Source organism: Sodalinema sp. (assembly GCF_046483825.1).
Classification (GTDB): domain Bacteria; phylum Cyanobacteriota; class Cyanobacteriia; order Cyanobacteriales; family Geitlerinemataceae; genus Sodalinema.
Map to the genome: position 1 here is coordinate 16759 of NZ_JAWOCL010000011.1, position 22986 is coordinate 39744.

General features: G+C 50.8%; 25 protein-coding genes and 1 tRNA gene. 19 read left to right on the forward strand and 7 right to left on the reverse strand.

Going from position 1 to position 22986, the window contains the following annotated elements; all coding sequences use genetic code 11:
• Entirely contained in the window at positions 1-1266 is a 1266-nt protein-coding gene (locus R6U67_RS00765) for a glutamate-5-semialdehyde dehydrogenase (RefSeq protein WP_410250766.1), read from the forward strand.
• Between the two features lie 25 nt (positions 1267-1291).
• Entirely contained in the window at positions 1292-2104 is an 813-nt protein-coding gene (locus tag R6U67_RS00770; protein WP_410250767.1) for an alpha/beta hydrolase, read from the forward strand.
• A gap of 82 nt (positions 2105-2186) precedes the next feature.
• On the opposite strand, the gene rppB is transcribed toward R6U67_RS00770, so the two are convergent.
• Positions 2187-3572, reverse strand: a complete 1386-nt coding sequence (gene rppB / locus R6U67_RS00775) for a two-component system sensor histidine kinase RppB (protein ID WP_410250768.1) — start codon at positions 3570-3572, stop codon at positions 2187-2189.
• A complete protein-coding gene (gene rppA / locus R6U67_RS00780; RefSeq protein ID WP_410250769.1) occupies positions 3569-4273 on the reverse strand; it encodes a two-component system response regulator RppA in 705 nt (234 codons plus the stop codon). The genes rppB and rppA overlap by 4 nt, the downstream gene beginning before the upstream one ends.
• Before the next feature lie 173 nt (positions 4274-4446).
• On the opposite strand from rppA, the gene R6U67_RS00785 reads away from it, so the two are divergent.
• The 8 genes from R6U67_RS00785 to R6U67_RS00820 all read left to right on the forward strand — a co-directional run bounded on the left by R6U67_RS00785 (position 4447) and on the right by R6U67_RS00820 (position 14129).
• Positions 4447-5157, forward strand: a complete 711-nt coding sequence (locus tag R6U67_RS00785; protein ID WP_410250770.1) for a cobalt transporter — start codon at positions 4447-4449, stop codon at positions 5155-5157.
• 20 nt (positions 5158-5177) lie between these two features.
• Positions 5178-8291 (forward strand): efflux RND transporter permease subunit, encoded by a 3114-nt coding sequence (locus R6U67_RS00790; protein ID WP_410250771.1) that lies wholly within the window; start codon positions 5178-5180, stop codon positions 8289-8291.
• Positions 8292-8398: 107 nt separating this feature from the next.
• Positions 8399-9358 carry an aldo/keto reductase gene (locus tag R6U67_RS00795; protein ID WP_410250772.1) on the forward strand — a complete coding sequence of 320 codons (960 nt, stop codon included), beginning with the start codon at positions 8399-8401 and terminating at the stop codon, positions 9356-9358.
• Positions 9359-9403: 45 nt separating this feature from the next.
• Positions 9404-10180 carry an SDR family oxidoreductase gene (locus R6U67_RS00800; RefSeq protein WP_410250773.1) on the forward strand — a complete coding sequence of 259 codons (777 nt, stop codon included), beginning with the start codon at positions 9404-9406 and terminating at the stop codon, positions 10178-10180.
• A gap of 49 nt (positions 10181-10229) precedes the next feature.
• A complete protein-coding gene (locus R6U67_RS00805; protein WP_410250774.1) occupies positions 10230-11363 on the forward strand; it encodes a HetZ-related protein 2 in 1134 nt (377 codons plus the stop codon).
• 196 nt (positions 11364-11559) lie between these two features.
• A complete protein-coding gene (locus R6U67_RS00810) occupies positions 11560-12504 on the forward strand; it encodes a hypothetical protein (RefSeq protein WP_410250775.1) in 945 nt (314 codons plus the stop codon).
• Positions 12505-12590: 86 nt separating this feature from the next.
• Positions 12591-13178, forward strand: a complete 588-nt coding sequence (locus tag R6U67_RS00815) for a TetR/AcrR family transcriptional regulator (RefSeq protein ID WP_410250776.1) — start codon at positions 12591-12593, stop codon at positions 13176-13178.
• 414 nt (positions 13179-13592) lie between these two features.
• Positions 13593-14129 carry a hypothetical protein gene (locus R6U67_RS00820; RefSeq protein ID WP_410250777.1) on the forward strand — a complete coding sequence of 179 codons (537 nt, stop codon included), beginning with the start codon at positions 13593-13595 and terminating at the stop codon, positions 14127-14129.
• An 18-nt stretch (positions 14130-14147) separates the two neighbouring features.
• Here R6U67_RS00820 and R6U67_RS00825 read toward each other — a convergent pair whose 3' ends face one another.
• From R6U67_RS00825 to R6U67_RS00835, 3 genes are all read right to left on the reverse strand, one after another.
• On the reverse strand, positions 14148-14378 hold the full coding sequence (locus R6U67_RS00825; protein WP_410250778.1) for a hypothetical protein: 231 nt from the start codon (positions 14376-14378) through the stop codon (positions 14148-14150).
• Positions 14379-14506: 128 nt separating this feature from the next.
• Positions 14507-15322 (reverse strand): YdcF family protein, encoded by an 816-nt coding sequence (locus R6U67_RS00830; protein WP_410250779.1) that lies wholly within the window; start codon positions 15320-15322, stop codon positions 14507-14509.
• Positions 15323-15403: 81 nt separating this feature from the next.
• Complete coding sequence (locus R6U67_RS00835; RefSeq protein WP_159785454.1) at positions 15404-15679, reverse strand: SemiSWEET family sugar transporter; 276 nt, start codon at positions 15677-15679, stop codon at positions 15404-15406.
• Between the two features lie 281 nt (positions 15680-15960).
• Here R6U67_RS00835 and R6U67_RS00840 point away from each other — a divergent pair, with 281 nt between their 5' ends.
• Positions 15961-16884, forward strand: coding sequence for an RluA family pseudouridine synthase (locus tag R6U67_RS00840; protein WP_410250780.1), 924 nt, complete (start codon positions 15961-15963; stop codon positions 16882-16884).
• Between the two features lie 184 nt (positions 16885-17068).
• Here the strand turns inward: R6U67_RS00840 and R6U67_RS00845 are convergent, their stop codons facing one another.
• Positions 17069-17824: a phycobilisome rod-core linker polypeptide gene (locus R6U67_RS00845; RefSeq protein ID WP_410250781.1), complete on the reverse strand. Its 756-nt coding sequence runs from the start codon at positions 17822-17824 to the stop codon at positions 17069-17071.
• Between the two features lie 189 nt (positions 17825-18013).
• Positions 18014-18643, reverse strand: coding sequence for a phycobiliprotein lyase (locus R6U67_RS00850; protein ID WP_410250782.1), 630 nt, complete (start codon positions 18641-18643; stop codon positions 18014-18016).
• 41 nt (positions 18644-18684) lie between these two features.
• Between R6U67_RS00850 and R6U67_RS00855 the strand changes: the two genes are divergently transcribed.
• The 8 genes from R6U67_RS00855 (at position 18685) to rplA (ending at position 22886) form a co-directional block, all read left to right on the forward strand.
• Positions 18685-18825, forward strand: coding sequence for a hypothetical protein (locus R6U67_RS00855; protein ID WP_410250783.1), 141 nt, complete (start codon positions 18685-18687; stop codon positions 18823-18825).
• 42 nt (positions 18826-18867) lie between these two features.
• Complete coding sequence (locus R6U67_RS00860) at positions 18868-19845, forward strand: class I SAM-dependent methyltransferase (RefSeq protein WP_410250784.1); 978 nt, start codon at positions 18868-18870, stop codon at positions 19843-19845.
• 53 nt (positions 19846-19898) lie between these two features.
• Positions 19899-20276: a 50S ribosomal protein L19 gene (gene rplS, locus R6U67_RS00865; protein ID WP_087705585.1), complete on the forward strand. Its 378-nt coding sequence runs from the start codon at positions 19899-19901 to the stop codon at positions 20274-20276.
• A gap of 153 nt (positions 20277-20429) precedes the next feature.
• Positions 20430-20502 (forward strand) — tRNA-Trp (locus R6U67_RS00870).
• Positions 20503-20718: 216 nt separating this feature from the next.
• Positions 20719-20943 (forward strand): preprotein translocase subunit SecE, encoded by a 225-nt coding sequence (gene secE / locus R6U67_RS00875; RefSeq protein ID WP_410250785.1) that lies wholly within the window; start codon positions 20719-20721, stop codon positions 20941-20943.
• Complete coding sequence (nusG, locus tag R6U67_RS00880) at positions 20943-21602, forward strand: transcription termination/antitermination protein NusG (protein ID WP_410250786.1); 660 nt, start codon at positions 20943-20945, stop codon at positions 21600-21602. The genes secE and nusG overlap by 1 nt, the downstream gene beginning before the upstream one ends.
• 12 nt (positions 21603-21614) lie before the next feature.
• Positions 21615-22040 carry a 50S ribosomal protein L11 gene (gene rplK / locus R6U67_RS00885; protein WP_087705582.1) on the forward strand — a complete coding sequence of 142 codons (426 nt, stop codon included), beginning with the start codon at positions 21615-21617 and terminating at the stop codon, positions 22038-22040.
• 126 nt (positions 22041-22166) lie between these two features.
• Positions 22167-22886, forward strand: coding sequence for a 50S ribosomal protein L1 (gene rplA / locus R6U67_RS00890; RefSeq protein WP_410250787.1), 720 nt, complete (start codon positions 22167-22169; stop codon positions 22884-22886).
• The last annotated feature ends 100 nt before the right edge of the window (positions 22887-22986 follow it).

Sequence of the window (22986 nt, forward strand, 5' to 3'; positions counted from 1 at the left end):
ATGGCGAACGACTCATTTGAGATTGAGACTAGCGAGAATCCTTTAGCGGCCGTCCGTCGCGCTCATCAAGCTTCCCTGGAGTTGTCACAGACTCTGAGTAGCGAGCGATCGCAGGCCCTGCGGTTAATGGCCCAGGCCTTGAGCGATCGCGCCAGCGATATCCTCGAAGCCAATACCCTGGATTTAGAAGCCAGTCGCGATATGGCCGTCCCGGAACTGCTCCTGGATTGGCTCAAATTGACCCCGGAACGAGTCCAAGGGGCCATCAATATTCTGCACTGTTTAAGCGAGCTTCCAGACCCCATTCGGCGGGTGATTAACGCTCCCTTCCAGGTTGAACAAGCTCAAACCTACTGTCAACTGATGCCCCTCGGGGCCATCGCCCTCATCTATGAAGCGTTCCCAGAACTGGCGGCCATTGCGGCGGGGATGTGTCTGAAAACCGGGAATAGCCTCGTCTTGAAAGGCAGTACCGAAGCCAGTCACTCCAATATCGCGATCGCGAACGTCTTGCAAGAGGCCCTCGCCGATAGCCAACTCCCGGATCATTGTCTCGAACTCCTCCCCTCTGATACGGGAACCTCTGTTCGCGAATTGGTCAGTCAAGACCGGTATTTGAGTCTGATCATTCCCCATGGCCGCGAGAGTTTAGTGCAGCCGATTGTGGAAAAAGCCACCGTTCCCGTTCTGCGTTCTGCGATCGGTAACTGTTACCTGTATTGGTCGCCTAGCGGTAGTCTTGACCTGGTTCGCTCGATGATTTGGGATAGTCATCAAAGTGAACCGGATCCAGTCAATGCGATCGAAAAAGTCCTGATTCACCCCGAACAAAAACCCTCATCGTTGCTCAGTCTCTGGAATGGATTGCAGGATAAAGGCTTTCAAATTCGCGGCGATGAAACGCTGGTCGGGGAATTTCCTGACCTAGAACTAGCAGAACCCGACGAGTGGCGACAAGCCTATTTAACCAAAACCATTGCCTTTAAACGGGTGGACAGCCTCGACGATGGAATGCGTTGGATTAACCAACATAGTAGTGGTCATGCCGATTGTTTAGTCACCGAGTCCTATCAAGAAAGTTGTCAGTTTTCGTTAGGTGTTAAAAGTGCCTCGGTTTATATTAATATCTCTCCTCGGTTTTCTCGACTTCCGAAACCTAATCACACTGTTTATTTAGGGATGTCTAATCGAAGTGGGTATTATCGAGGTTTTATTAACCTCGAAGCACTAACGCGCATCAAACACGTAATTCAAGGACATAATTAGTCTTTAATTCGTCTTTAAATAAAAAATGCGACGATATCTCATCGGTGAATTTTCGCTCAAACGCATGATTGCTTCTGTTCTGTTTATCTACTTCTGCATCTGCCTCTATGCCTACTTTGGCACCGAGCGGTCGATTTTTTTGCCTCCTCCAGCCAGCTATAGTGACAGCGAAGCAATCATTAAATTGCCGGTGGACGAAACCACGGAGATTTCAGCGGTTTACCTGTCCCAAGCTGAAGCGGACTATACCATTCTTTATAGTCATGGAAACGCTGAGGATTTAGGCATGATCTTGCCACGATTGGCAGAATTACAAAGCTTTGGATTTGGGGTGTTCGCCTACGATTATCAAGGTTATGGAACCAGTCAGGGGAGTCCTTCGGAATATAACAGCTATCGGGATATTAACGCCGCCTATCGTTACCTGACCGAAACTCTGAACATCTCCCCGAGTCATATTCTCGTCTATGGTCGTTCCGTCGGCAGTGGTCCCTCGGTGGATTTAGCCTCCCGAGAAGCTGTTGCCGCCTTGGCGGTTGAGAGTGGTTTTGTCAGTGCCTTTCGGGTAGTGACACGAGCGCGTCTATTTCCCTTTGATAAATTCAATAATCTCGACAAAATGGCGGATGTTTATAGTCCTGTCTTGATTATTCATGGAACCGAAGATGAGATTATTCCCATCTGGCATGGGGAACGCCTCTATGAGGCGGCGAATGACCCCAAACAGTCGTTCTGGGTCGAAGGCGCGGGACATAATAACCTCTTAAATGTCGCGGACCTTCGCTACTCCCAAACCTTAGCGGCCTTCAGCCAACTTGTCCGCAAAGAACAACGCTAGACAAAAACAATCATACTCCCAGTATCATCCCGGATTCAAGACATCGAGATGCTGGGTTCCTGATGCGGAGTTCTTTGGGATTTCAGGGAAGCCGCGTCTTAGGTTTGATGACTCCAGGTAACTCCAGGATAAAACAACTCCCTTGTCCCAGTTCACTTTTGACCATAATAGAACCCTGATGATGATAGGCGATCGCCTGTGCCATCGCGAGACCTAATCCCGTCCCCCCAGTTTGTCGAGAGCGATCGCTATCGACTCGATAAAACCGCTCAAAAATCCGAGTTTGTTCAGCCGGATCAATGCCAATTCCTGTATCTTGGACTGTCATCCAAGCGGTGCGATCGCGGACCCTTAAACTGACCACAACGTCCCCCGCTTTAGGCGTATATTGAATCGCATTCGCGATTAAATTTGACACTAAACGATAAAGCTGAGACTCATGACCCAACACATAAATATCCTCAGCCGGAACCTCTTGCCTTAAATTGATGTCCGCCAACGTTGAAAATTCTGCATATTCCTCCGTTAAATCATCAATTAAATCATTTAAACAACAGGGTTCAAACACTTGGCTTGAAGACTGATGTTCCAAAGTACTTAAAAACAGTAAATCCGCAATCAAATGGCTTAAACGTCGTCCCTGTCGTTCAAGAGTTTGTAGCATCGTCTGCATTTGCTGAGGATTCGAGGGAGGAACCCGTACAATCGCCTCAATCGTAGCCAGAAGAGTCGCCAGGGGAGAACGAAGCTCATGAGCCGCATTAGCCGTAAACTGTTGTTGCTGTCGATAAGACTCGTAAATCGGCTGCATCGCTAATCCCGACAGCCACCAACCCGCAACCGCAACTAACGTTAACGCCAGAGGAAAACCAAGACCTAAAATCCATCTGATGCGGTTAACTTCTGCATCAAACGTCGCCAACGTTCGACCAATTTGGATATATCCCCAAGAGGAATTCGACTGTACTGCGGTTTGAGAGTTCAGCTTACCACTATGAAGAATCGTCGTAAATTGATGGTAGCGTGTCCCCCTGGAACTGCGAAAAGTTTGCCAAGTGGTCGGGTTTAACGTTTGAGGTAAGGGGAGGGGATGGTTAGGGGAAAACGCTAAAAGTTCGCCGCGATAATTGAACACCCGGATATAATAGGTACTGCGATCGCTAATGCCAATCGTATGGCGCTGAATTAAGGTTGGATTATGGTTACAAGGTTGTCCTTGTCGGCATAAGTCGGGAAAAATTTGTTGTAGGATACCCGTGAGATCTCCCGATTGGGGGAGCATGGGTTCTAAGCTATCATGAAGTGTACCGGCAATCGACTCCATTTCCCGTTCCATCGCCGTCCAATTCGACTGAATTAGGGAGCGATACACCCCAAACCCCGATAACCCTAAAATTCCTCCCATAACTAGAGTGTACCAGAGCGCAAGACGGATTCTGCTACGGCGAAACAGTTGATAGCTATTCATGACTCCATGAACAAGGTGCTATTAAAACGATAGCCTTGGCCTCGGATAGTTTCAATCGGACAGCCGCAGCCATGACGAGCTAATTTCCGCCGTAATAAACGCATCTGTGCCGCGACAACATTACTAATCGGTTCGTTGTCTAAATCCCAAAGTTGATAACGAAGTTTACTCCCCGGAATAATTCGATCAGGATGTTGCATTAAATAGGCAAAAATCTGAAACTCTTTGACCGTTAAGGGAATCATTTGTGGCGGTTGGGTGAATCGGTGACAGATCGTATTATTGGCATAGTCGAGAGAGAACGCACCAACAGTCAGGGTTTGAGGTTGAAGGGTCGGCGATCGCCGCTGAAGTGCGCGTAATCGAGCCAATAACTCCGCCATCACAAAAGGCTTCACTAAATAATCATCAGCCCCCGCATCTAAACCCGTAATTCGATGTTCCGGTTGTCCGAGAGCCGTTAACATCAAAATCGGCAGAGGGTTCCGCTGAGAGCGGATACGTTGACATAACGCTAACCCCGATAATCCGGGTAATAACCAATCAATAATTGCAACGGTGTAATCCGTCCATTGACTCTCTAAACAATCCCAAGCCTGAATCCCATCCGCCACCCAATCGACCACATATTTCTCGTTGACTAGGACTTGCTTAATCGCCAAACCTAATTCAACTTCATCTTCAACTAACAGAATTCGCATGGTGAGCGGTGAGAGACCAAACAGCGTCAATCTGATGTCTCTAGCAGACGACTGCGATCGAGATTAGCAGACCGTGGCAGAAAAAGGGGGGGGATTTCACCTGGATTTCATCTACCCTTTGGCAAACTAGAGCGGCTTTACCAGACAAACCGATCTTCTTTGCAGGAACGCTGATGAATACAACATCTATGATTGGCTCTATGATTGGCCCCCTATTCGCGCTCAGCCTAGTCGTCGGCGCACCCACCCTCACCCTGGCTCATGTTGGACATGGGGACGAATTTCAGGCTGAAGGCGGAATTGACCGGGTTCCCGTCAACACAGATACCGACGCTCTCCTCGGGATTGAAGTCACCGCCATTACCCCAGCAGCTGATGGTACGTCTCGGGTTCTGGTTCCCATGACGGCTTTAGTGGATAACGATGGCCAGCCGTTAGCCTTCGTACAGTATGAAAGTTTCTATGAACCCGTTCCCGTTGAACTTGGCGCAACGGAAGGGGAATTGGTCGAAATCACCGAAGGGTTATCCATTGGCGAACAACTCGTCACTCAGGGTAGTTTATCCCTCTATGCTGAATCTCGGAAAACCCAAACAGCCGACACGGTAACGAGTTCAGACACCGCCACCACTCCCACTGATGAAGCCGATACTCAAGCCGATACTCAAGCCGACACTGAAGCTGAAACTCAAGCCGACACTGAAGCTGAAACTCAAAGTACCCCCCAAGAAGAGGATGCGGAAGAGACTCTAGCGCAACCCACAAGCAACGGTTTCCCAGTGGGGACATTAGCCACAGTGGGAGGAGCCGTTTTAATCATCGGCGGTGGAGTGTTCTTCTGGACAAAGAGTCGTCGTCAGAAACGTATTTTTTCTGACAAATAAGGGGGGATTATTGTTGATTAATGTTCAATACAATTCTCAATCAGACTCTCAAAAATTCCATTGCTCAACGATGGTTAATCGTGATAGCAGCCATGCTCATCACCATCTGGGGTGTCGTGGGTGTCACTCAAATGCCTTTAGATGTTTTTCCTCCCTTTGCACCGCCGCAAGTGGATATCCAAACTCAGGCTGTTGGCTTGGCCCCGGAGGAAGTCGAAGCTCAAATTACCGTTCCTATTGAAAGTGCCGTTAATGGCTTACCCGGCGTAACCTTGGTTCGTTCGTCCTCTAAAGTGGGACTCTCTATGGTTCATGTTGTCTTTGACCAAGAGGCTGATATTTACCAAGCGCGACAGTCGGTAACGGAACGACTCCAACAAGTCATGAGTCAACTTCCCCAGGGGATTCATCCCCCAGAAATGTCTCCTTTAGTTTCACCGTTGGGGACGATTTTGCAGTACGCTTTTACGGTGAATAGTCAGGGAAACACCTCTCTGATGGATTTGCGCCGTCTGGTGGACGTTACTCTGAAAAATCGGATTCTTTCGGTTCCTGGTGTGTCTCAGGTGACTATTTATGGGGGAGATGAACGACAAGAACAGGTGTTGGTTGATCCCGAACAGTTGCGATCGCGTCAAGTTTCCCTGAACGACGTCACTGAAGCAGCAAGGAAAGCTAATTCCAACGCACCAGGGGGGTTTCTCGTCGGTGGCGGTCAAGAGTTACTCATCCGAGGTCTGGGACAGGTAAACAGCCTCGAAGACTTGCAGCAATCGGTGGTGAAAGTTCAAGATGGTGAAGCGATTTTGCTGCAAGATGTCGCCGAGGTCAAAACCTCAGCTGCACTCAAACGAGGAGACGCCAGCTTGAATGGACAGCCAGCGGTGGTGTTAATGATTAACAAGCAACCGGATGTAGACACCCCCACCGTCACCCAAGCTGTGGAAGCGGTGATGGACTCATTACAGGCTACCTTTCCCGCTGATGTGGACGTTCAACGCACCTTCCGTCAGTCAAACTTTATTGATTCTGCCATTCACAACGTCAGTGGCTCTCTGATTCAAGGAATTATCATTGTTTCAGTGATTATGTTGCTCTTTTTAATGAATTGGCGCACGGCCATCATTACGTTAAGTGCCATTCCCTTGTCTTTGCTGATTGGCTTAATGTTAATGAAAGCGGTGGGGTTAAGCATCAATACAATGACCTTGGGCGGCTTAGTGGTGGCGATTGGCTCCGTCGTCGATGATGCCATTGTCGATATGGAAAACTGCTATCGGGGTTTGCGACAGAATCAAGTTCTAGAGACCCCAAAACCTCCGTTTCAAGTGGTGTATGAAACCTCTGTTTCTGTTCGTTTAGCGGTTATTTTTTCAACCGTTATTATCATCGTTGTCTTTGCGCCAATTTTTAGTTTAACGGGGGTAGAAGGGCGAATTTTTGCGCCAATGGGATTGGCGTATTTGCTCTCGATTGGCGCCTCAACTTTAGTCGCGATGACTCTTTCTCCTGCCCTCTGTGCCATTTTATTAACCCAGCATAGACTCCCCCAAGACGGTACATTTATTTCACGGGGTGCAGAACGTTTGTATCGCCCTTTGCTCAATTTTTCTCTGAGAACGCCCCAATTCATTTTAGGATTAGCCTTAGCGTCTTTGGTGGCAACAATAGCCGTTATTCCATCCTTGGGACGAGTTTTTCTGCCGGAATTTCAGGAAAAATCGATGGTCAACTCCATGGTTTTATTCCCCGGTGTCTCTTTGGAGATGACCAATCGAGCGGGGATGGCGCTGGCGCGTTCCCTAGACGATAATCCCCTTTATGACTGGGTGCAAGTTCGTGCTGGACGCGCTCCGGGGGATGCTGATGGCGCTGGAGTCAGTATGGCTCATGTGGATGTTGAATTGAGTGATGTTGCTCTGGAAAATCGGGAGGCGAGTGTTCAGCAATTACGGGAAAAATTCCTGCAATTGCCGGGAGTTGCGCCCAATATTGGCGGTTTTATTTCTCATCGTATGGATGAAGTGTTGTCGGGGGTTAGAAGTGCGATCGCCGTCAAGATTTTTGGACCCGATTTAGAGCAGTTGCGCCAAGTGGGGGAACAGGTACGAGATGCGATAAAACCCATTTCCGGCGTGGTGGATTTACAATTAGAACCGCAATTACCGATTCGCCAAGTTCAAATCCATTATGACCGCGAGGCGGCGGCGAGGTATGGGTTGACTATGGCTGCAATTTCTGAGGTCGTGCAAACGGCGCTTAATGGTCAAGTGGTCTCGCAAATTCCTGAGAATCAACAACTGATTGATATTGTGGTTCGTTTACCAGAATCTGCCCGTAATAATTTAGATGCTATTGGGGAAATTCCTCTATCGACTCCCACCGGAGACATGATTTCTCTAGGTGATGTCGCTCGCGTTGACTATGGTCTGGGTGCGAATGTGGTCAATCGAGAAAATGTATCTCGTTTAATTGTGGTGTCTGCGAATGTTTATCAGCGCGACTTAGGGAGCGTTGTCTATGATATTCAAGCGGCAATTCGTGACTCTGTTGAGTTACCCCAGGGGTATTTTATTCAATATGGAGGACAGTTTGAAGCTGAGCAAAAGGCAACCGGAAATCTGGTGTTATATAGCTTGATTGCGGCAATTGTAATTACAATTTTGATGTTTTTTTCGGTCAAGTCTTTGCCCGCAACGGTGGCGATTATGCTTAACCTTCCCTTGGCGTTAGTCGGTGGGATTATCTCGATTCTCTTAACCGGAGGAGTTATCTCAATTGCGTCGCTAATTGGTTTTATTACGCTATTTGGTGTTGCGGTTCGTAATGGGTTGCTGTTGGTGGATAATTACAATCAGAAATTTGCTCAAGGGATGGTGTTAAAAGATGTGATTACTCAAGGTTCTCTTGAGCGTTTAAATCCTATCTTAATGACCGCATTAACCTCGGCATTGGGGATGCTCCCGTTGGCGATCGCCAGTGGAGCGGGTAATGAAATTCTTCAGCCTCTTGCGATTGTGGTTTTAGGAGGATTGTTTACCTCAACGGCCTTAACCTTGTTGGTCATTCCAGCTTTATATGCTAATTTTGGGAAATGGTTAATTCCCCGTCAGCATTTAGGCGCAAGACGCTGACCAACTCCCCAGGTTACTCAGCGCCCAGAATCAAAGATAACTCATCAGAAGATCGAACCCCCCCAGGAAATTATGATAAAGTCCTGAATAAAGAGGATTGGCAACAGATGCTAGAACAGATCGACGAAACAGTGAACTTAGGCGATCGCGGCCTCCAAGTCCGTCCCCTGGGCATTGGGGCCTGGGCCTGGGGCGATCGCTTCTTCTGGCAATATGGTAGCGAGTACGGTGAAACCCAAGTGCGGGAAGCCTTTGAAGCGGCGATCGCCGCTGGAGTCACCTTCTTTGATACCGCTGAAGTCTATGGACAGGGCGAATCAGAACGACTCCTAGGAAAATTCAGCCAACAGTGCGAGACCCCCGTGCAAATCGCCACCAAATACGGGCCACTCCCCTGGCGCATCTTCAAATCCTCCGTCTATGATGCCGTCAGCGCCAGCTTAGAGCGCCTACAACTCGATTGTATTCCCCTCTACCAAGTCCATTGGCCCTTCACCTGCTTCATGTCCCAGGAAACCCTACTCAACGCCCTAGCCGATGAAGTCGAACGGGGACGGATTCAAGCGATTGGAGTCAGCAACTATTCCGCCGACGAGATGACGCAAGCACAGCAGATTCTGGCCCGTCGCGGGGTTCCCCTGGCGGTGAATCAAGTGCGTTACTCCTTACTATCTCGGGCGATCGAAACCCAAGGGATTCTCGACACCGCCAAAGACTTAGGAGTGGTTCTTTTGGCCTATAGTCCCCTCGCTCAAGGCTTGCTCACCGGCAAATATACCTCAAACGCCAGCAACCCCGGCGGCGGGCGCAAAATGGACCCGAAATTCAGTGCTAAAGGCTTACAACGCATTGAACCCCTATTAGGGATATTGCGTGAGTTAGGACAACGGTATGATAAAACCCCGGCCCAGGTGGCTCTCAATTGGCTCATGGCTCAAGGAGGCGTGATTCCCATCCCCGGAGCCAAAAATGGCCAACAAGCTCAACAAAACGCCGGGGCCTTGGGGTGGACTCTCTCGCCGGAGGATTGGACGCGCTTAGAGCAAGCGAGTCGCCCCTGGTTGTAGGACTTAGACAAATTTGTTGGGACAAACGAAAGGAGATACGTAACCATGAAACGGGTTTTAGTAACGGGTGCAACGGGGCGAACCGGATCACTCGTGTTTGAGAAATTGCAACAGTCTCAGGAGTTTGCTGGCGTCGGTTTGGCTCGTTCGCCCGAAAAGGCTCAGGAGCGGTTCGGATCGACGGAAGGACTGGTATTTGGCGATATCTGCGATCGCCAGAGTCTGCAAACCGCCATGGACGGCTGTCAAGGATTGGTGATTCTCACCAGTGCGGTTCCCCAGGTGATCGCGCCGCCGTCGGAACCGGGAGAACGACCCCAGATGGGGTTTGCGCCGGGATCTGAACCGGAAATTGTAGACTATCAGGGCCAAGTCAATCAGATTGACGTTGCTCAGGCTGTTGGCGTGCAACAGGTGGTTTTGGTGGGTTCGATGGGGGGAACTGATGAGAATCATTTTCTCAATCGCATCGGGAATGGCAAGATTTTGGTTTGGAAACGCAAGGCTGAACAGTATCTGATGGACTCGGGATTGACCTATACGATTATCCGGGCCGGGGGGCTGTTGGATGAACCCGGCGGCGATCGCGAGTTATTGGTTGGCGATAACGATGAGTTGTTGAACCAGCCCCCAGAGGGAGTTAAACCGTCTATTCCTCGCGCTGATGTGGCTGAATTGGTGGTTCAGGCCCTGCGGGAACCGACGGCTCGCAATACGGCTTTTGATGTGATTTCAAATCCTGACGGTCTGGCCACTCGCGATTTTGCGGCGTTGTTTGCCCGAACAACGCCGGGGTCCACTGAATCGGGGTCAATCGCCTGATTTTGTTAAAATTCCCTAGACGAGTCCTAAGTCCCCCCTGAGACGGTTTATGAGGACATGGGAGAAGGTCGTCCAACAGTGGCGATCGCGACTAAATGCAGACCATCCACAACGCCCTCGGGAAACACGGGAGGCGATTTTGTGCTGGCTGTTGGGGGACCAGGGGGAGGACTTTGACCAATTAGAGGCCTCTCATCAGCAAGTCCTCGAACAGTCGATGGAGTTTTGTTATAGCATCCTCTGTCAACGCTATCTTGGGGTGTCACCGGAGTCCGCCTATCGCCATTTAATCCGCCGTCTCGGGAGTTTGGTGCTGCTGCGTCATAAAATCCGCACTTGGGTTTCCCTGAGTCGCGATCGCCGTCGGACGGTGGTGGATGTCGTGCAGGAGGTTTTGCAAGAAATGCTCAACAGCGATCGCTATCTACAAGGGGAAATGCGCCGCATTACTCGCTGTGGCGGCGATCGCCATCTGCAAAATGCCCTGGTTCTCGCCAGCTTAGAGGAATACTGTCTACGGCCGATTCGCAATCAGCCGCTATTGGTGTATCGCTTTGTCAACTATCTACGACGTAGCCAACGAGGGGGATTGACTCAGGTTCCCTCTCAGGAACTGGTGCGCCTGGTGTCTGTCGAAATTGCTCCCAATCATCGTCAAGAGCGGGTGAATCTCCTCGATACTCAAACCTTAGACCATTATGACCGCGATCGCGCTTGGGAGGAACAGCAAACCCTCCGAGACATTGTCGCCCGCGAATTTGCTCAATATCTCGAAGATCAAGTGAGTCCTCTGGCGGCCCAATGGTTGGGACTCTATCTGCAAGGATACAGTCAAGAGGCGATCGCCGATTATCTTGATGTCCCCATCAAACAGCTCTACCGTTTACGGGAAAAGGTCGGCTATCACGCCATTCGCGTCTTTAGTCTCAAACATTCCCCGGAACTGGTGGCCAATTGGCTCAAAACCTCCTTACAAGACCATCAACTCGGACTCACGAGTAGCCAGTGGGAGCAGTATTATCACAGCCTGGATGCTCGACAGCAAGACATCCTCGATCGCCTCAAGGCCGGGGAATCTCCTGAGGCGATCGCTCAACATCTGAACCTGAAACGCAGTCAGATCACCAGTGAATGGGGGAAACTCTACCTCGCCGCTCAACAAATCCGTAATTCTACGGAGTAATCGGCGATCGCATCTCTGTAATTTCAACTAAAATAAAACTACTCGCGCCTCAGCTTTACACTCCCCTGGCCATCAATGAGCCAGCAGCAACCAACGCATCTAGCCAGTTTCTCGTTGACCGTCACGTCTCGATTGTCATGAATTCATCAGGGTTGCATCGTAGTTAGGTTTGGGTTCTTCTCAAACTCGTCCATTTATGCTGAAAACCCTCACCATGAACTCCGATTGGATTTTTCACTCCATCGATAAGATTTTGCCCTTTGAGGTTTGCTTGTACCACCAGGTGATTCCGCTGTCCATGGAAGGAAGCCGGATTTACCTCGGGATGGTCAATCCTGATGACACAGCCGCCTTAGAATACCTCCGAACCTTATTGGGCTATCTCAACTGTTCTCTGGTTCCCCAAAGTATCGCCAATCAGGACCATCAGGACTTATTGACGGCTTATCTCAATCACACCAATCAGGCGGGTTCAACTGAACCGGGCCAAGAGACCAACGCCCGTGAACCCTCGGCGTTCCAACCGCCGCCAGCATGGCCCTCCCTCAACTTAACCCCCCGACATTTAACCGGTCCTGTGACCGCGTTAGCACTCCTGTCCCCCCCCCAAATGATTCAGGAATTGTTAGCACGAGTCCTGATGGGGGGGATTGGACGCTTACATTTTGCCCGAGAAGCTGAATCAGGGACGATTCTTTGGAGTCAAGATGGTGTTCCTAAATCGGTTTTAAAAGCTCTGCCGCTGACGGTGTTTCAGGGTGTGATTAATGAGTTAAAACGCTTTATGGGCCTTCCGTTGTTGCCCGTGCGTCAGCAAAAGGAAGTGGAGTTAGAACGCTCCTATGAAACCAACCCTGTCTTGTTACGGTTACGGGTGATGCGAGGCGAGGAGGGAGAAGAAGCCACGTTACAAGTGTTGCGTGGTGCGGCCTTGAAGTTCTATCAGCAACAAAAATTGATTGATTTGAGCCAAGAAGCCTTGATGACTGCTCAAACTCTGCAAAAGAAACTCGGAGAAATCCATCAGACTTGTCAACGCTATCCCAGTCTGTCACAGAAGCATTTAGAGGTGCTGCCGGCCTTAACTCAAGTTTTACAACAAGTCGATGCTCAGGTCGAAATTTTGGAATCTGCTGGCTAGGTCGGATTGGCGGTATGGGTGAGGCAAATGGGCTAGGCTAACGTTTGGTATAAGATGGGAAGTGTTCTTATGTCTTACTTAAGCTGATGGCCCGACCTAAGGAATTTAAGCGGCACGATGTCCTCAACCAGGCCACGCTAACCTTTTGGCGACAAGGCTATGAAGCGACCTCGATTCGCACTCTGCTTGAGGCGATGGGGATTCATCGAGGTAGCCTTTATGATACCTTTGGGGATAAGCATTCTTTGTTTAAAGCGAGTCTGGAGCATTACGATCGCACGGTTATTGCTCATAATTTTGCCCCTCTCCAGCAGCCTGATGCGTCTAGGGGCGCTTTAGTCGATTTCTTTAAGTCAGTGGTGGACTGGAGTTTGAACGACGGCGATCGCAAAGGCTGTTTGTTAGTCAATACCGCTGCTGAATTGGCATCTCAAGATCCTGATATCGCCCAACAAGTCGCGGCTTCTTTTGAGAAAATTGAACAGACGTTTGCCGCCGTTTTATGGCGATCGCGTCAGAACGGAGAGTTAACCCATTCCGGAGAAATTCACCTCTTAGCTCGATACCTGCTCGTTAACCTACAGGGATTACGAATTACAGCGAAGATTCAGCCCAACCAGCCAACTCTTCAAGACCTAGCTGATATTACTCTGTCAACCTTATTCAGCTATTAAAATAATTGCCTAAGTTTGGGTTTTAGGGATTGGTTTTCGCGTTTTTTTATTTGGCAATCCTTATATATTAAGAAATGCAAACTAAATCCCTAACTTGCTTGAAACTCGATTAAACTTAGAGCAGACTTGAATATCACTAACGCAGCAAGTCTATCACTATATTAATGCTTGATTATTATTCAATCTTCTACCCATTTTCAGAAGTCGTGTCCTAGATGTCTGTCGGGGAACCCACCCCTAACCCCGACCGTGGAGGGGACGGCTGTTCGCCCTCCTTGATGTCAGATGTCTAGCAAGTATTTCGAAAACTGGTATTAACTCGATTCTAGTCAAGCATTTGAGTGAAGGATTAGAGTGAAAACACCGCATATTTTCAACCCCAAAACACTCCAACTAAAAGCCGAGTCGATTATCATGAAACACAATGCAATCATTCCGAGTATTCCTGCTTCCAAACCTGGGCTAAAATCTGCCCTTGGCTTGGGGACATTGAGCTTAGGACTGACCGTTCTCGCGCTTCAATCTCCCGCTGCGATCGCCCAAAACGTCGGCGCCAACCCGCTCTATGGAACGGTCAACTTAACCGTTGGTTTTACCCCAGATCCCTACCCAGTGGATGTCATGCCCGGAGGCTCAACGAATGCCTCCAATTTAGATTTAGGCAGTGATTGTGTGGGCTTTATCAACGCCTCAAATCCCGATGTCCGGGTCAATTACGAAGCCGGTAACTCTAGCTTCCTCAGCTTCAATGTGACCGGAGGCGGCGACACAACATTACTCATCAATGGTCCTGATGGAAACTGGTATTGCAACGATGATTTTGATGGAGCCGTGAGTCCCAGGGTCATGTTTCAACCTGCCCTCTCTGGACAATATGACATTTGGGTGGGAACCTTTGGAGAAAGCTCCGGCGGAGGCGCACAATTGCAAATTACGGAGATACGAAACTGAGATAACCTCAATCGAGGTTTAAGAACCACGCCGCCGGGAAAACCAGCCGAACAGATTGATATCGCCTCGCATCTTTTCTAACTCTTGACGGTGGCGTTCTGCGGTTTCCCGATACCACTGACAATGGGCCTGAAAATCTTGTCGATAATGGACTTCCCGGTGGAACTCCCGCGTCACATGATGACGCTCAATCTGTTCATCAATCGTTGGCGGTGGAATGAAGACGATCCGGTTGATTCCATCAGACATGACGATTTTTTGAGAAAATAACAGACTCGTGGCGGGTGGGTGGGATGCGATCGCCACCCCTGATTCCCCCCATGGTAAAAGATTTTTGCCAATTTACGCAGGGAACATCAATGGATTAGGCCCATGGATTAGGCCCATCCTCGTAGCTGATACACCCACAAGCCTAGATATTCCTTGAGACTCCGGGTTGTCAACGCCAGGCGGTGAGCGTCAGGGATGAGGTTGAGGATAATCGTCTGCCAAGTTTGGGACTCTTGGCCTCTGGGATCGTCAGCAATCAGGAAATCTGTTGGGGCCGGAATCGCCTCAATGCCCAGTTTCTCAAACACTCGCAGCGATCGCGGCATATGAATAGCCGAGGTAACCAGCAAAATCTCCTCAATTCCCTGGTCGTCCAAAATGACTTTAACGTTTTCTGCATTCTGACGAGTATTGAGAGAGGTATGATCCAGCAACATCGCCGATTCAGGGACTCCCCAGGCCTGTAGCAGTTGGGCCATATCCTCAGCTTCAGAACCAATCTCCCCAGTCCAACTGATGCGTCCCCCCGAGAGAATCACCCAGGGAGCCTTCTCCTCTAAAAACAAGCGGGCCGCGTAAATGGGCCGATCGCCGGCTTCATTCACTTCAACCCAAGGACGGGGCGGTGTCGGCGATCGCGTCGCCCCCCCTAACACCACAATCGCCTCAGCCTGGGGAAGTTCCCCCACCGGAAGTTGTTGTCGTTCGAGCGATCGCACCAAACTCGACGCCACCCACCCATTTCCTCCCGCCATCAAGGCCACAAACCCCACCAGAATCGCAAGACTCGCCCAAGCGGGACGTTTCCAGATGAGAACCAACGCCAGTAACATCAAAAAACAAGCCAACCCCAAAGGATAGACTAGGGACGGAAGCAGCTTTGAGAGAAAAAAGAACATGGGCAGGCTTAACAAAAAATCCATGGGTTGCCATGGATTTAAAAGGGCTAATTTAAAACCGGTGATTTAAAACAGGTGACTTAGACCAACTCACGACCCCAGTATCTAATCAATAGAAGCCCGCCGCAAGCGATAGTGAACCTTTAAACCCAAAATGGTCGATGAAAGAATTAATGTCAGAATATTGGCGCAAATGACAGGTAAATCGTGAACCGAAGTTCCATACACCAGCCACAAGAGAATCCCCAAACAGAGGATAATTAACATACTCCAAGAAATATCGTCAGCCGATTTCGACTGCCAAGTTTTAATCAGTTGGGGGAGATAGGCGATTGTGGTCATCGTTCCCGCCAACAATCCTAGAATGGTTGCATCTTGCATAGCTGGCTCCTGTTGTTAAGCGTAAGTTTGCCCCGGCATATTTGGCAGATCAATGAGTGAGATTAAATTGAGTTTATAATCTCGTTAAGCCTTGGAAACGCGAGGTTAAGAGACTGGAAGGACGAACTTGACGCATTTTGAGCGCGTCGATAGGCAATTATAGAAGATATGACGGGCATCTGACCATAACTTGTTTGACCATAAGCAATCTTCATCAAATTTGTCTGAGACTATCCCCTAGAATTATAAAACCCGAATTCTCTTGCCAATTTCGCTGTTCCATGACTATCACCCTCGACGTCACCGAATCGGGCGATCGCCTCGATCGCATCCTCTCGCAAAACCTCGCCGATCTCTCGCGATCGCGCATCCAGCAACTCATCGAACAGAACTGTGTTCGTGTCAACGGAGAACCCTGTCTTTCCAAAAAACTCAAAGTTCAGGCCGGCGATCGCCTCAGCATCGAGATTCCGGCGGCCACCCCCCTAGATATCCAACCCCTAGAGATGGCCCTGGATATCCTCTACGAAGACGACCATCTCCTCATCGTCAATAAACCCGCTGGGCTAGTGGTTCATCCCGCCCCCGGCCATTACAACGATACCCTCGTCAACGCCCTGTTAGCCCATTGCGGCGATCGCCTCTCCGGGATTGGCGGCGTACAGCGTCCCGGAATCGTCCACCGCCTCGATAAAGATACCACCGGGGCGATCGTCATTGCCAAAAGCGATCGCGCCCATCAGCATTTACAAGCCCAAATCCAGGCCAAAACCGCCCGTCGTGAGTATTTAGGCATCGTCTATGGATCGCCGAGCCAGCCGTCAGGAACCATCAATCGCCCCATCGCGCGTCATCGCGTCGATCGCAAAAAGATGGCGATCGTCCCCGAAGACCAAGGCGGCCGCACTGCCGTCACCCATTGGAACGTCCAGGAAGCCCTAGGAAACTACAGCCTAGTTCATTTTCGTCTCGAAACCGGTCGCACCCACCAAATTCGCGTCCACAGTGCCTCCATTGGGCATCCAATTGTGGCTGACCCCCTCTACGGTTCCGGTCGTTCCCTAGGCGTCAACCTACCCGGCCAAGCCCTCCACGCCTGGAAGTTGACCCTAGAACATCCCCAATCGGGAGACACCATCGAGGCGATCGCCCCCCTTCCCCCCCACCTCGACACACTCCTCCAAGTCCTCAAACGCCGCCGCTAAAGTCCCCCCTCTTGCCTATTGCCATCCCCTCTAGGGAGGGGTTAGGGGTGGGTTATGCCTCTTGCCTTCTCTTCCCCTGTTCCCTGTTCCCCAAAAAACAGCGACCGACAACCACCCATCTCTGAGCAATCATCAGTCGCTGTCACAACGGTTATCAAAACAATTCGATAACCGTTAAACCCCCTTAGCGACGGGGAACCGCAGCCATGTAGTTGAGGTTTTGAACCGAAGGACGAGGTGCCGAGGGTTGACCTGACGACACAGCCCGTGCCATACCGAGGAACCGTTCGGGATTGCCCTCGGTGGGTTGCTTCTCTTGAGGACGGAAGCGACGTACAGCGTTTTGCCAAACAATCTGGGGGAAGCCCAGTTGATTACGGTGGTACGCACCATAGCGGGGAGTTTTCAGATTGAAGGGCGTTTCACCCATAGCCCGCTGAGGCAGATTGCGACGGCGTTGGAACGGCACAATCGTATCGCCGAAGTTGTCCAAGTATTCCTCACTATTGAGGAGTTCATCAACAAAGCCTTCAATGCCCTTGTTGGCGATGACAATCGACCAAGCGATTTTCTCGCGTTCGCTGTAGACATCGCGTCCGAGAACCCGTTGCACGCAGAGTTCAGCAAAACGGTAGTTGCTGTTGGGTTCAAAGTTACGACGGCGGAACGGGTCCGACAGCAGCAAACCGCGAATGAACTGACGCATCGTAATGCGCTCATCCTTGAGTTGAGACTCTAAAAAGGTCTGACGGTTGCTTTTGAGGATTTGGTGTTCGCTATAAATCTGACGGTACGCCGCCCAGATGAACTCGTCGATGTCCGAACCTGTGGGCAGGTTTTCCGTATCGAACACATAGGGTTCTTCGTCGCCGGGAACGACGTATCCCGCGACACGCACGTTCTGGCTTTTCGGCGTGTAACTGAGTAAGGGAAGTGCCACGTTAATATCTCCGTAAGCTTAAAGGGTTTGCTATTTGTGGACTAGTCAACCTTTAGATTAGGGGATTGGCTTCAACCGAGTCCCATTTTTATGAACGTCAGCAACAATTTTTAACACTCAAGGTAAAGAAAATTTACGATTTGCCCCTTGAGGTTGTCAGGCGATCGCCTTTCCCCATCTCCCGGTCGTCTACCAGCCCAACAACGAGTAAAAGGTCTGACTGGCCTCATCTCCAGCCTCAGGAATGCCGCTCATGTCCGGATTGGAGGTCTCAACCCGACTTTCGGTGCAAAAGGTAGCCGTGTTAAAGCCGCCAAACCGTTTCACCGTACTCGTGCGCATCCGCACCCCCGGACTGGGAAACCAAAACCGCTCCACCGAACTCATGGTTTCATACTCTGTAATCAAACTCATGCCCCCGTCATCATCGAGTTCATATCGCCCAGCTACCGGCACTTTTTCCGCATAGCCCCGTTCCCGCAACATCTTACCCTGACGGGGATTGTCTGCATCCGGGACAATGGCGAACACCGTTGAACCGGCATGGTTTTCGTCATTGTCACGATCCCACTGCATGGAGCCATTCCAGCGCACAAAAGCGCCACCGGAGGCAGTTTTGGGGTCGATTTCGTACATTTGGCAAATATCCACCACTCGGGGATCGTCGGGGGGGAGGGTTTCGACAAAAATCTCAGATCCGCCCAATTCAGCCCGACGGAAGGGCAGATGATGGGTGGTTCGTTGAGAATGCCAGGTTCCGGCACTTTGTTTGAAGAATTCCATCGCGTCAGCGGGAATCACTTGGCTGGTTTGTGTCATGGTGGGCTGAGTCTCCAATACTTCTATAATGAGCGACGACAATGAGCGACGACAATGAGCGACGACTAATGGGTAACAGTTTGTTTGATGTTCCCTCATGGTTGACGATCGCGGGGACGTCCCGCAAGAGGAAACCGGCGATCGCTCCCGAGCTTGACGACTCGATGACGATTCTTCGATAATCAGCCCCAGAGTTTCCCGACCTTAATTATCAGCGCCTTTCTATGACCTCCACCTCTGCCAATCCGTCGAAGAATCAATCCAACAAACCCGCCTGGGCCGGCGATGACTGGCTCGCTCGTCTCGTCAACCAACTCATTGCCACACCGCTGCTGTATCGGCTTATGAAACAGCAAGCACGACGGGTTTTGATTAAAACTGCCGAGAAAAACGGCGTTCGCTGGCGCGATCGCGTCGCTGAACTCGACAGCGAACAGTTACGAGCCAGTTTAGCCGAGATCAGCAACCCCGATCTCAGCTATCCCGACTATTACCAAGTTCCCTTCCATGCCTATGATGCCGGGAATCTCTGCTGGTTGGCGGCCCTCGAAGCCGAACCGGCCACCCAATCGATGGCGTTACGGGTTTGGAAAGACGAATCCCTCAGCCCCGATGTCGCCCAGCAACGACTGCGACACTCCTTCCTAGAGGCGATCGCCCCTCATTTGCCCCAAACCATCGAAAATGTCCTCGATGTCGGCTGTTCCATCGGCATTTCCACAGAATTTCTTCACCGCAACCTACAGACTCGTCAATCCCAGCCCATTCAGACCGTAGGACTCGATCTCTCCCCCTATATGTTGGCCGTCGCCCAACAACGAGACTCGACGGGGCAGATTAGCCAATGGGTTCATGGCAACGCCGAAGCCACCGACTTTCGCGATCGCAGTTTTGACCTGATCAGCCTCCAATTCGTCCTCCATGAACTGCCCCGTCAGGCCACCACAGCGATTTTCCAAGAAATGCGCCGCCTATTGCGTCCCGGTGGACTCCTGGCCATTGTGGACAACAATCCTAAATCCTCAGTGATTCAGAATTTACCCCCGGCGTTATTCGTCCTGATGAAAAGTACCGAGCCGTGGAGCGACGATTACTACACCTTTAACGTCGAGGAAACCTTAAATCAGGTCGGCTTGAGCCATATCGAGACCATTCCCACCGATCCGCGCCACCGAACCATTATCGCGCGGCAGGTTGATTGACGGGATGCCTCAACAGCGTCTATGATAAAAGGCTGCAACGTAACGAGGCAGCTATGAAGGGTCAACAAATCATTCAGGCGATCGAATCTGAGTATCTCAAATCCGATCTCCCCAAACTCTACGTCGGTGACACCATCCGCGTCGGGATCGTCATCCAAGAAGGCGGCAAAGAGCGGGTTCAGCCCTACGAGGGAACCATTATCGCCATGCGCAATGGTGGCATCAATGAAACCATCACCGTCCGTCGAGTCTTCCAAGGCGTTGGCGTTGAACGGGTGTTCCTGCTTCATTCCCCGAGAGTCAGTTACATAAATGTCGTACGTCGGGGTAAAGCCCGTCGGGCCAAACTGTACTACCTCCGCGATCGCGTCGGTAAAGCCACCCGCCTCAAACAGCGTTTCGATCGCCCCATCGCCAAAGCGCGTAAATAAGCCTAACCGGGCGCGATCACCGGGTGCGATCCTGGGGGCGACTGGCGAGTCTCAACCCGAGACTCAAAAAAAAAATTGCCAAATCGTTCCCAAGCGCCCCCCACTCGTGATAGACTCATAGGGAAGAGGTTCAACGTCTGAACCAGACGAGATGCGCTCTTAGTTCAGTTGGTAGAACGCAGGTCTCCAAAACCTGATGTCGGGGGTTCGAGTCCTCCAGGGCGCGTTGAACCGCTCCAACTTCTTGAAAAGACGCTTAACCCGAAAGCTTGACAACTGCTTCCCTGGAAACAGGGAGTGTTCAGCTTTCGGGTGAGCGTTGTCTGATGTATGGCGTGGATCGAGCCCGAGCCTCAGCACTCCCGAATGACCAACCAACCCGAAGCACACAGTCGGCTAAGTTCAGCCCAGACTGGAGTCCGTCCCCAAGAGGTTAACCGTTGTGGCGAAGAAAAAAGAAGCCAATCTGCAACAGACAAGCCCCCAAAAATTCGATCCGATCAAGTTCCTTCAAGAAGCCAAAGAGGAACTCTCTAAGGTCGTCTGGCCCTCAAGACAACAAGTCATTAGCGAATCCATCGCCGTTCTGTTGATGGTGACGCTGTTGGCCAGTGCCGTTTACTTAGTCGATAACCTGTTCGGTTGGGCTGCACAACAGATATTCTGATGACGTTTTCATCCAACCAATCCTACGAATCCGATGCTCCCTGGGACGACAACGACTCAGACGAGCTTCAAACCACTCCACAAGAGTCTCAACAGCCGCGCCCTCGTTGGTATGCGGTGCAAGTTGCCTCTGGCTGCGAAAAACGAGTCAAAGCCAACATCGACCAACGTAAAGAAACCTTAGACGTTGCCGATCGCATCCTGCAAATTGCCATTCCGCAAACCCCCGCCGTCAAAGTTCGTAAAGACGGGGCCAGACAGAGTATCGAGGAAAAAGTGTTTCCCGGCTACGTCCTCATCCAAATGCGAATGGATGACGAAGTTTGGCAGGTTGTCAAAAACACCCCCAATGTGATTAACTTTGTCGGGGCCGAGCAGAAGCGGCGTTACGGACGTGGGCGAGGTCATGTCAAACCCATGCCCCTGAGTCCCTCAGAAGTCGAACGCATCTTCAAACAAACCGGAGAACAAGAACCCGTCGTCAAAATTGACATGGATGCCGGCGATAAAATCGTCGTCTTGTCCGGACCCTTTAAAGACTTCGAAGGCGAAGTCATTGAAGTTAGCCCCGAACGCAGCAAACTGAAAGCCTTGCTGTCTATCTTTGGGCGCGATACGCCTGTAGAATTAGAATTCAACCAAGTCGAAAAACAGAGTTAAAGTTAATCATCAATGGCTAAAAAAGTAGTTGCGCTCATTAAGCTCGCCATTCCGGCGGGTAAAGCCAATCCTGCGCCTCCCATTGGTCCTGCATTGGGTCAGCATGGCGTGAATATCATGCAATTCTGCAAAGAATATAACGCCAAAACCGCCGAACAAGTTGGGACCATCGTTCCCGTTGAGATCTCCGTTTACGAAGATCGTAGCTTCACCTTTATCCTCAAAACCCCTCCGGCGTCCGTACTGATTAAAAAAGCCGCCGGCATCGAGAAAGGGTCCGGTGAACCCAACCGTAGCCAAGTCGGAACCATTGGCCGGGAACAACTGCGCGAAATTGCCGAAACCAAAATGCCTGACCTCAACGCCAACGACATCGAGGCAGCCATGAAAATCATCGAAGGAACGGCACGTAACATGGGTGTTAAAATCGAAGGCTAACCTCCACAGTAGAGCCAAACAGTGGAGCCGACTTCAAGCCATCCCAAGTTAGACCACCTAAATCAAAACAAACCCATTTGAATGGGGGAGAAGTGTCTCACTTCGCTAACCACCCCAACGCAGACTATGACCAGAAAACTCTCACGTCGCTTGCGGGAACTCCATCAGAAAGTCGAGGAGCGTCCCTACGAACCCACCGAAGCCCTCAACCTCCTCAAAGAGACGGCAACGGCTAAATTCCCCGAATCCGCCGAAGCTCACATCCGCCTAGGCATCGACCCCAAATACAGCGACCAGCAACTGCGGACCACCGTGGCCCTACCCAAAGGAACCGGGCAAACCATCCGTGTTGCCGTCATCGCTCGCGGCGAGAAAGTCCAAGAAGCCGCCAACGCCGGGGCCGACGTTTATGGGTCCGAAGAACTCATCCAAGAAATCCAACAAGGTCGCCTAGACTTTGACCTGCTCATTGCCACCCCCGACATGATGCCCCAGGTGGCAAAACTCGGTCGCGTCCTCGGTCCAAAAGGCTTAATGCCCTCACCCAAAGGGGGAAGCGTCACCACAGACTTAGAACAGGCCATTTCTGAGTTCAAAGCTGGTAAACTAGAATTTCGTGCCGATCGCACCGGCATCGTCCATGTCATGTTCGGCAAAGCAGATTTTGCAGTCGAAGACCTGTTAATCAACCTCAAAGCCCTACAAGACTGCATCGAGCGCAATCGCCCCTCAGGAGCCAAAGGACGCTACTGGCGTAGCATCTACGTCTCCTCGACAATGGGGCCATCCGTAGAAGTTGATGTCAACGCTCTGCGAGATCTCAAAATGGCAGACTTGACGGCCTAAGACCCGCTCTTACATCCGTCATCGAAGTGGGGAGAGGCCCTCTCCCCAAACCAAATCAACAACCCACAAACAACCGGGTAACCACAACACGAAACAGATT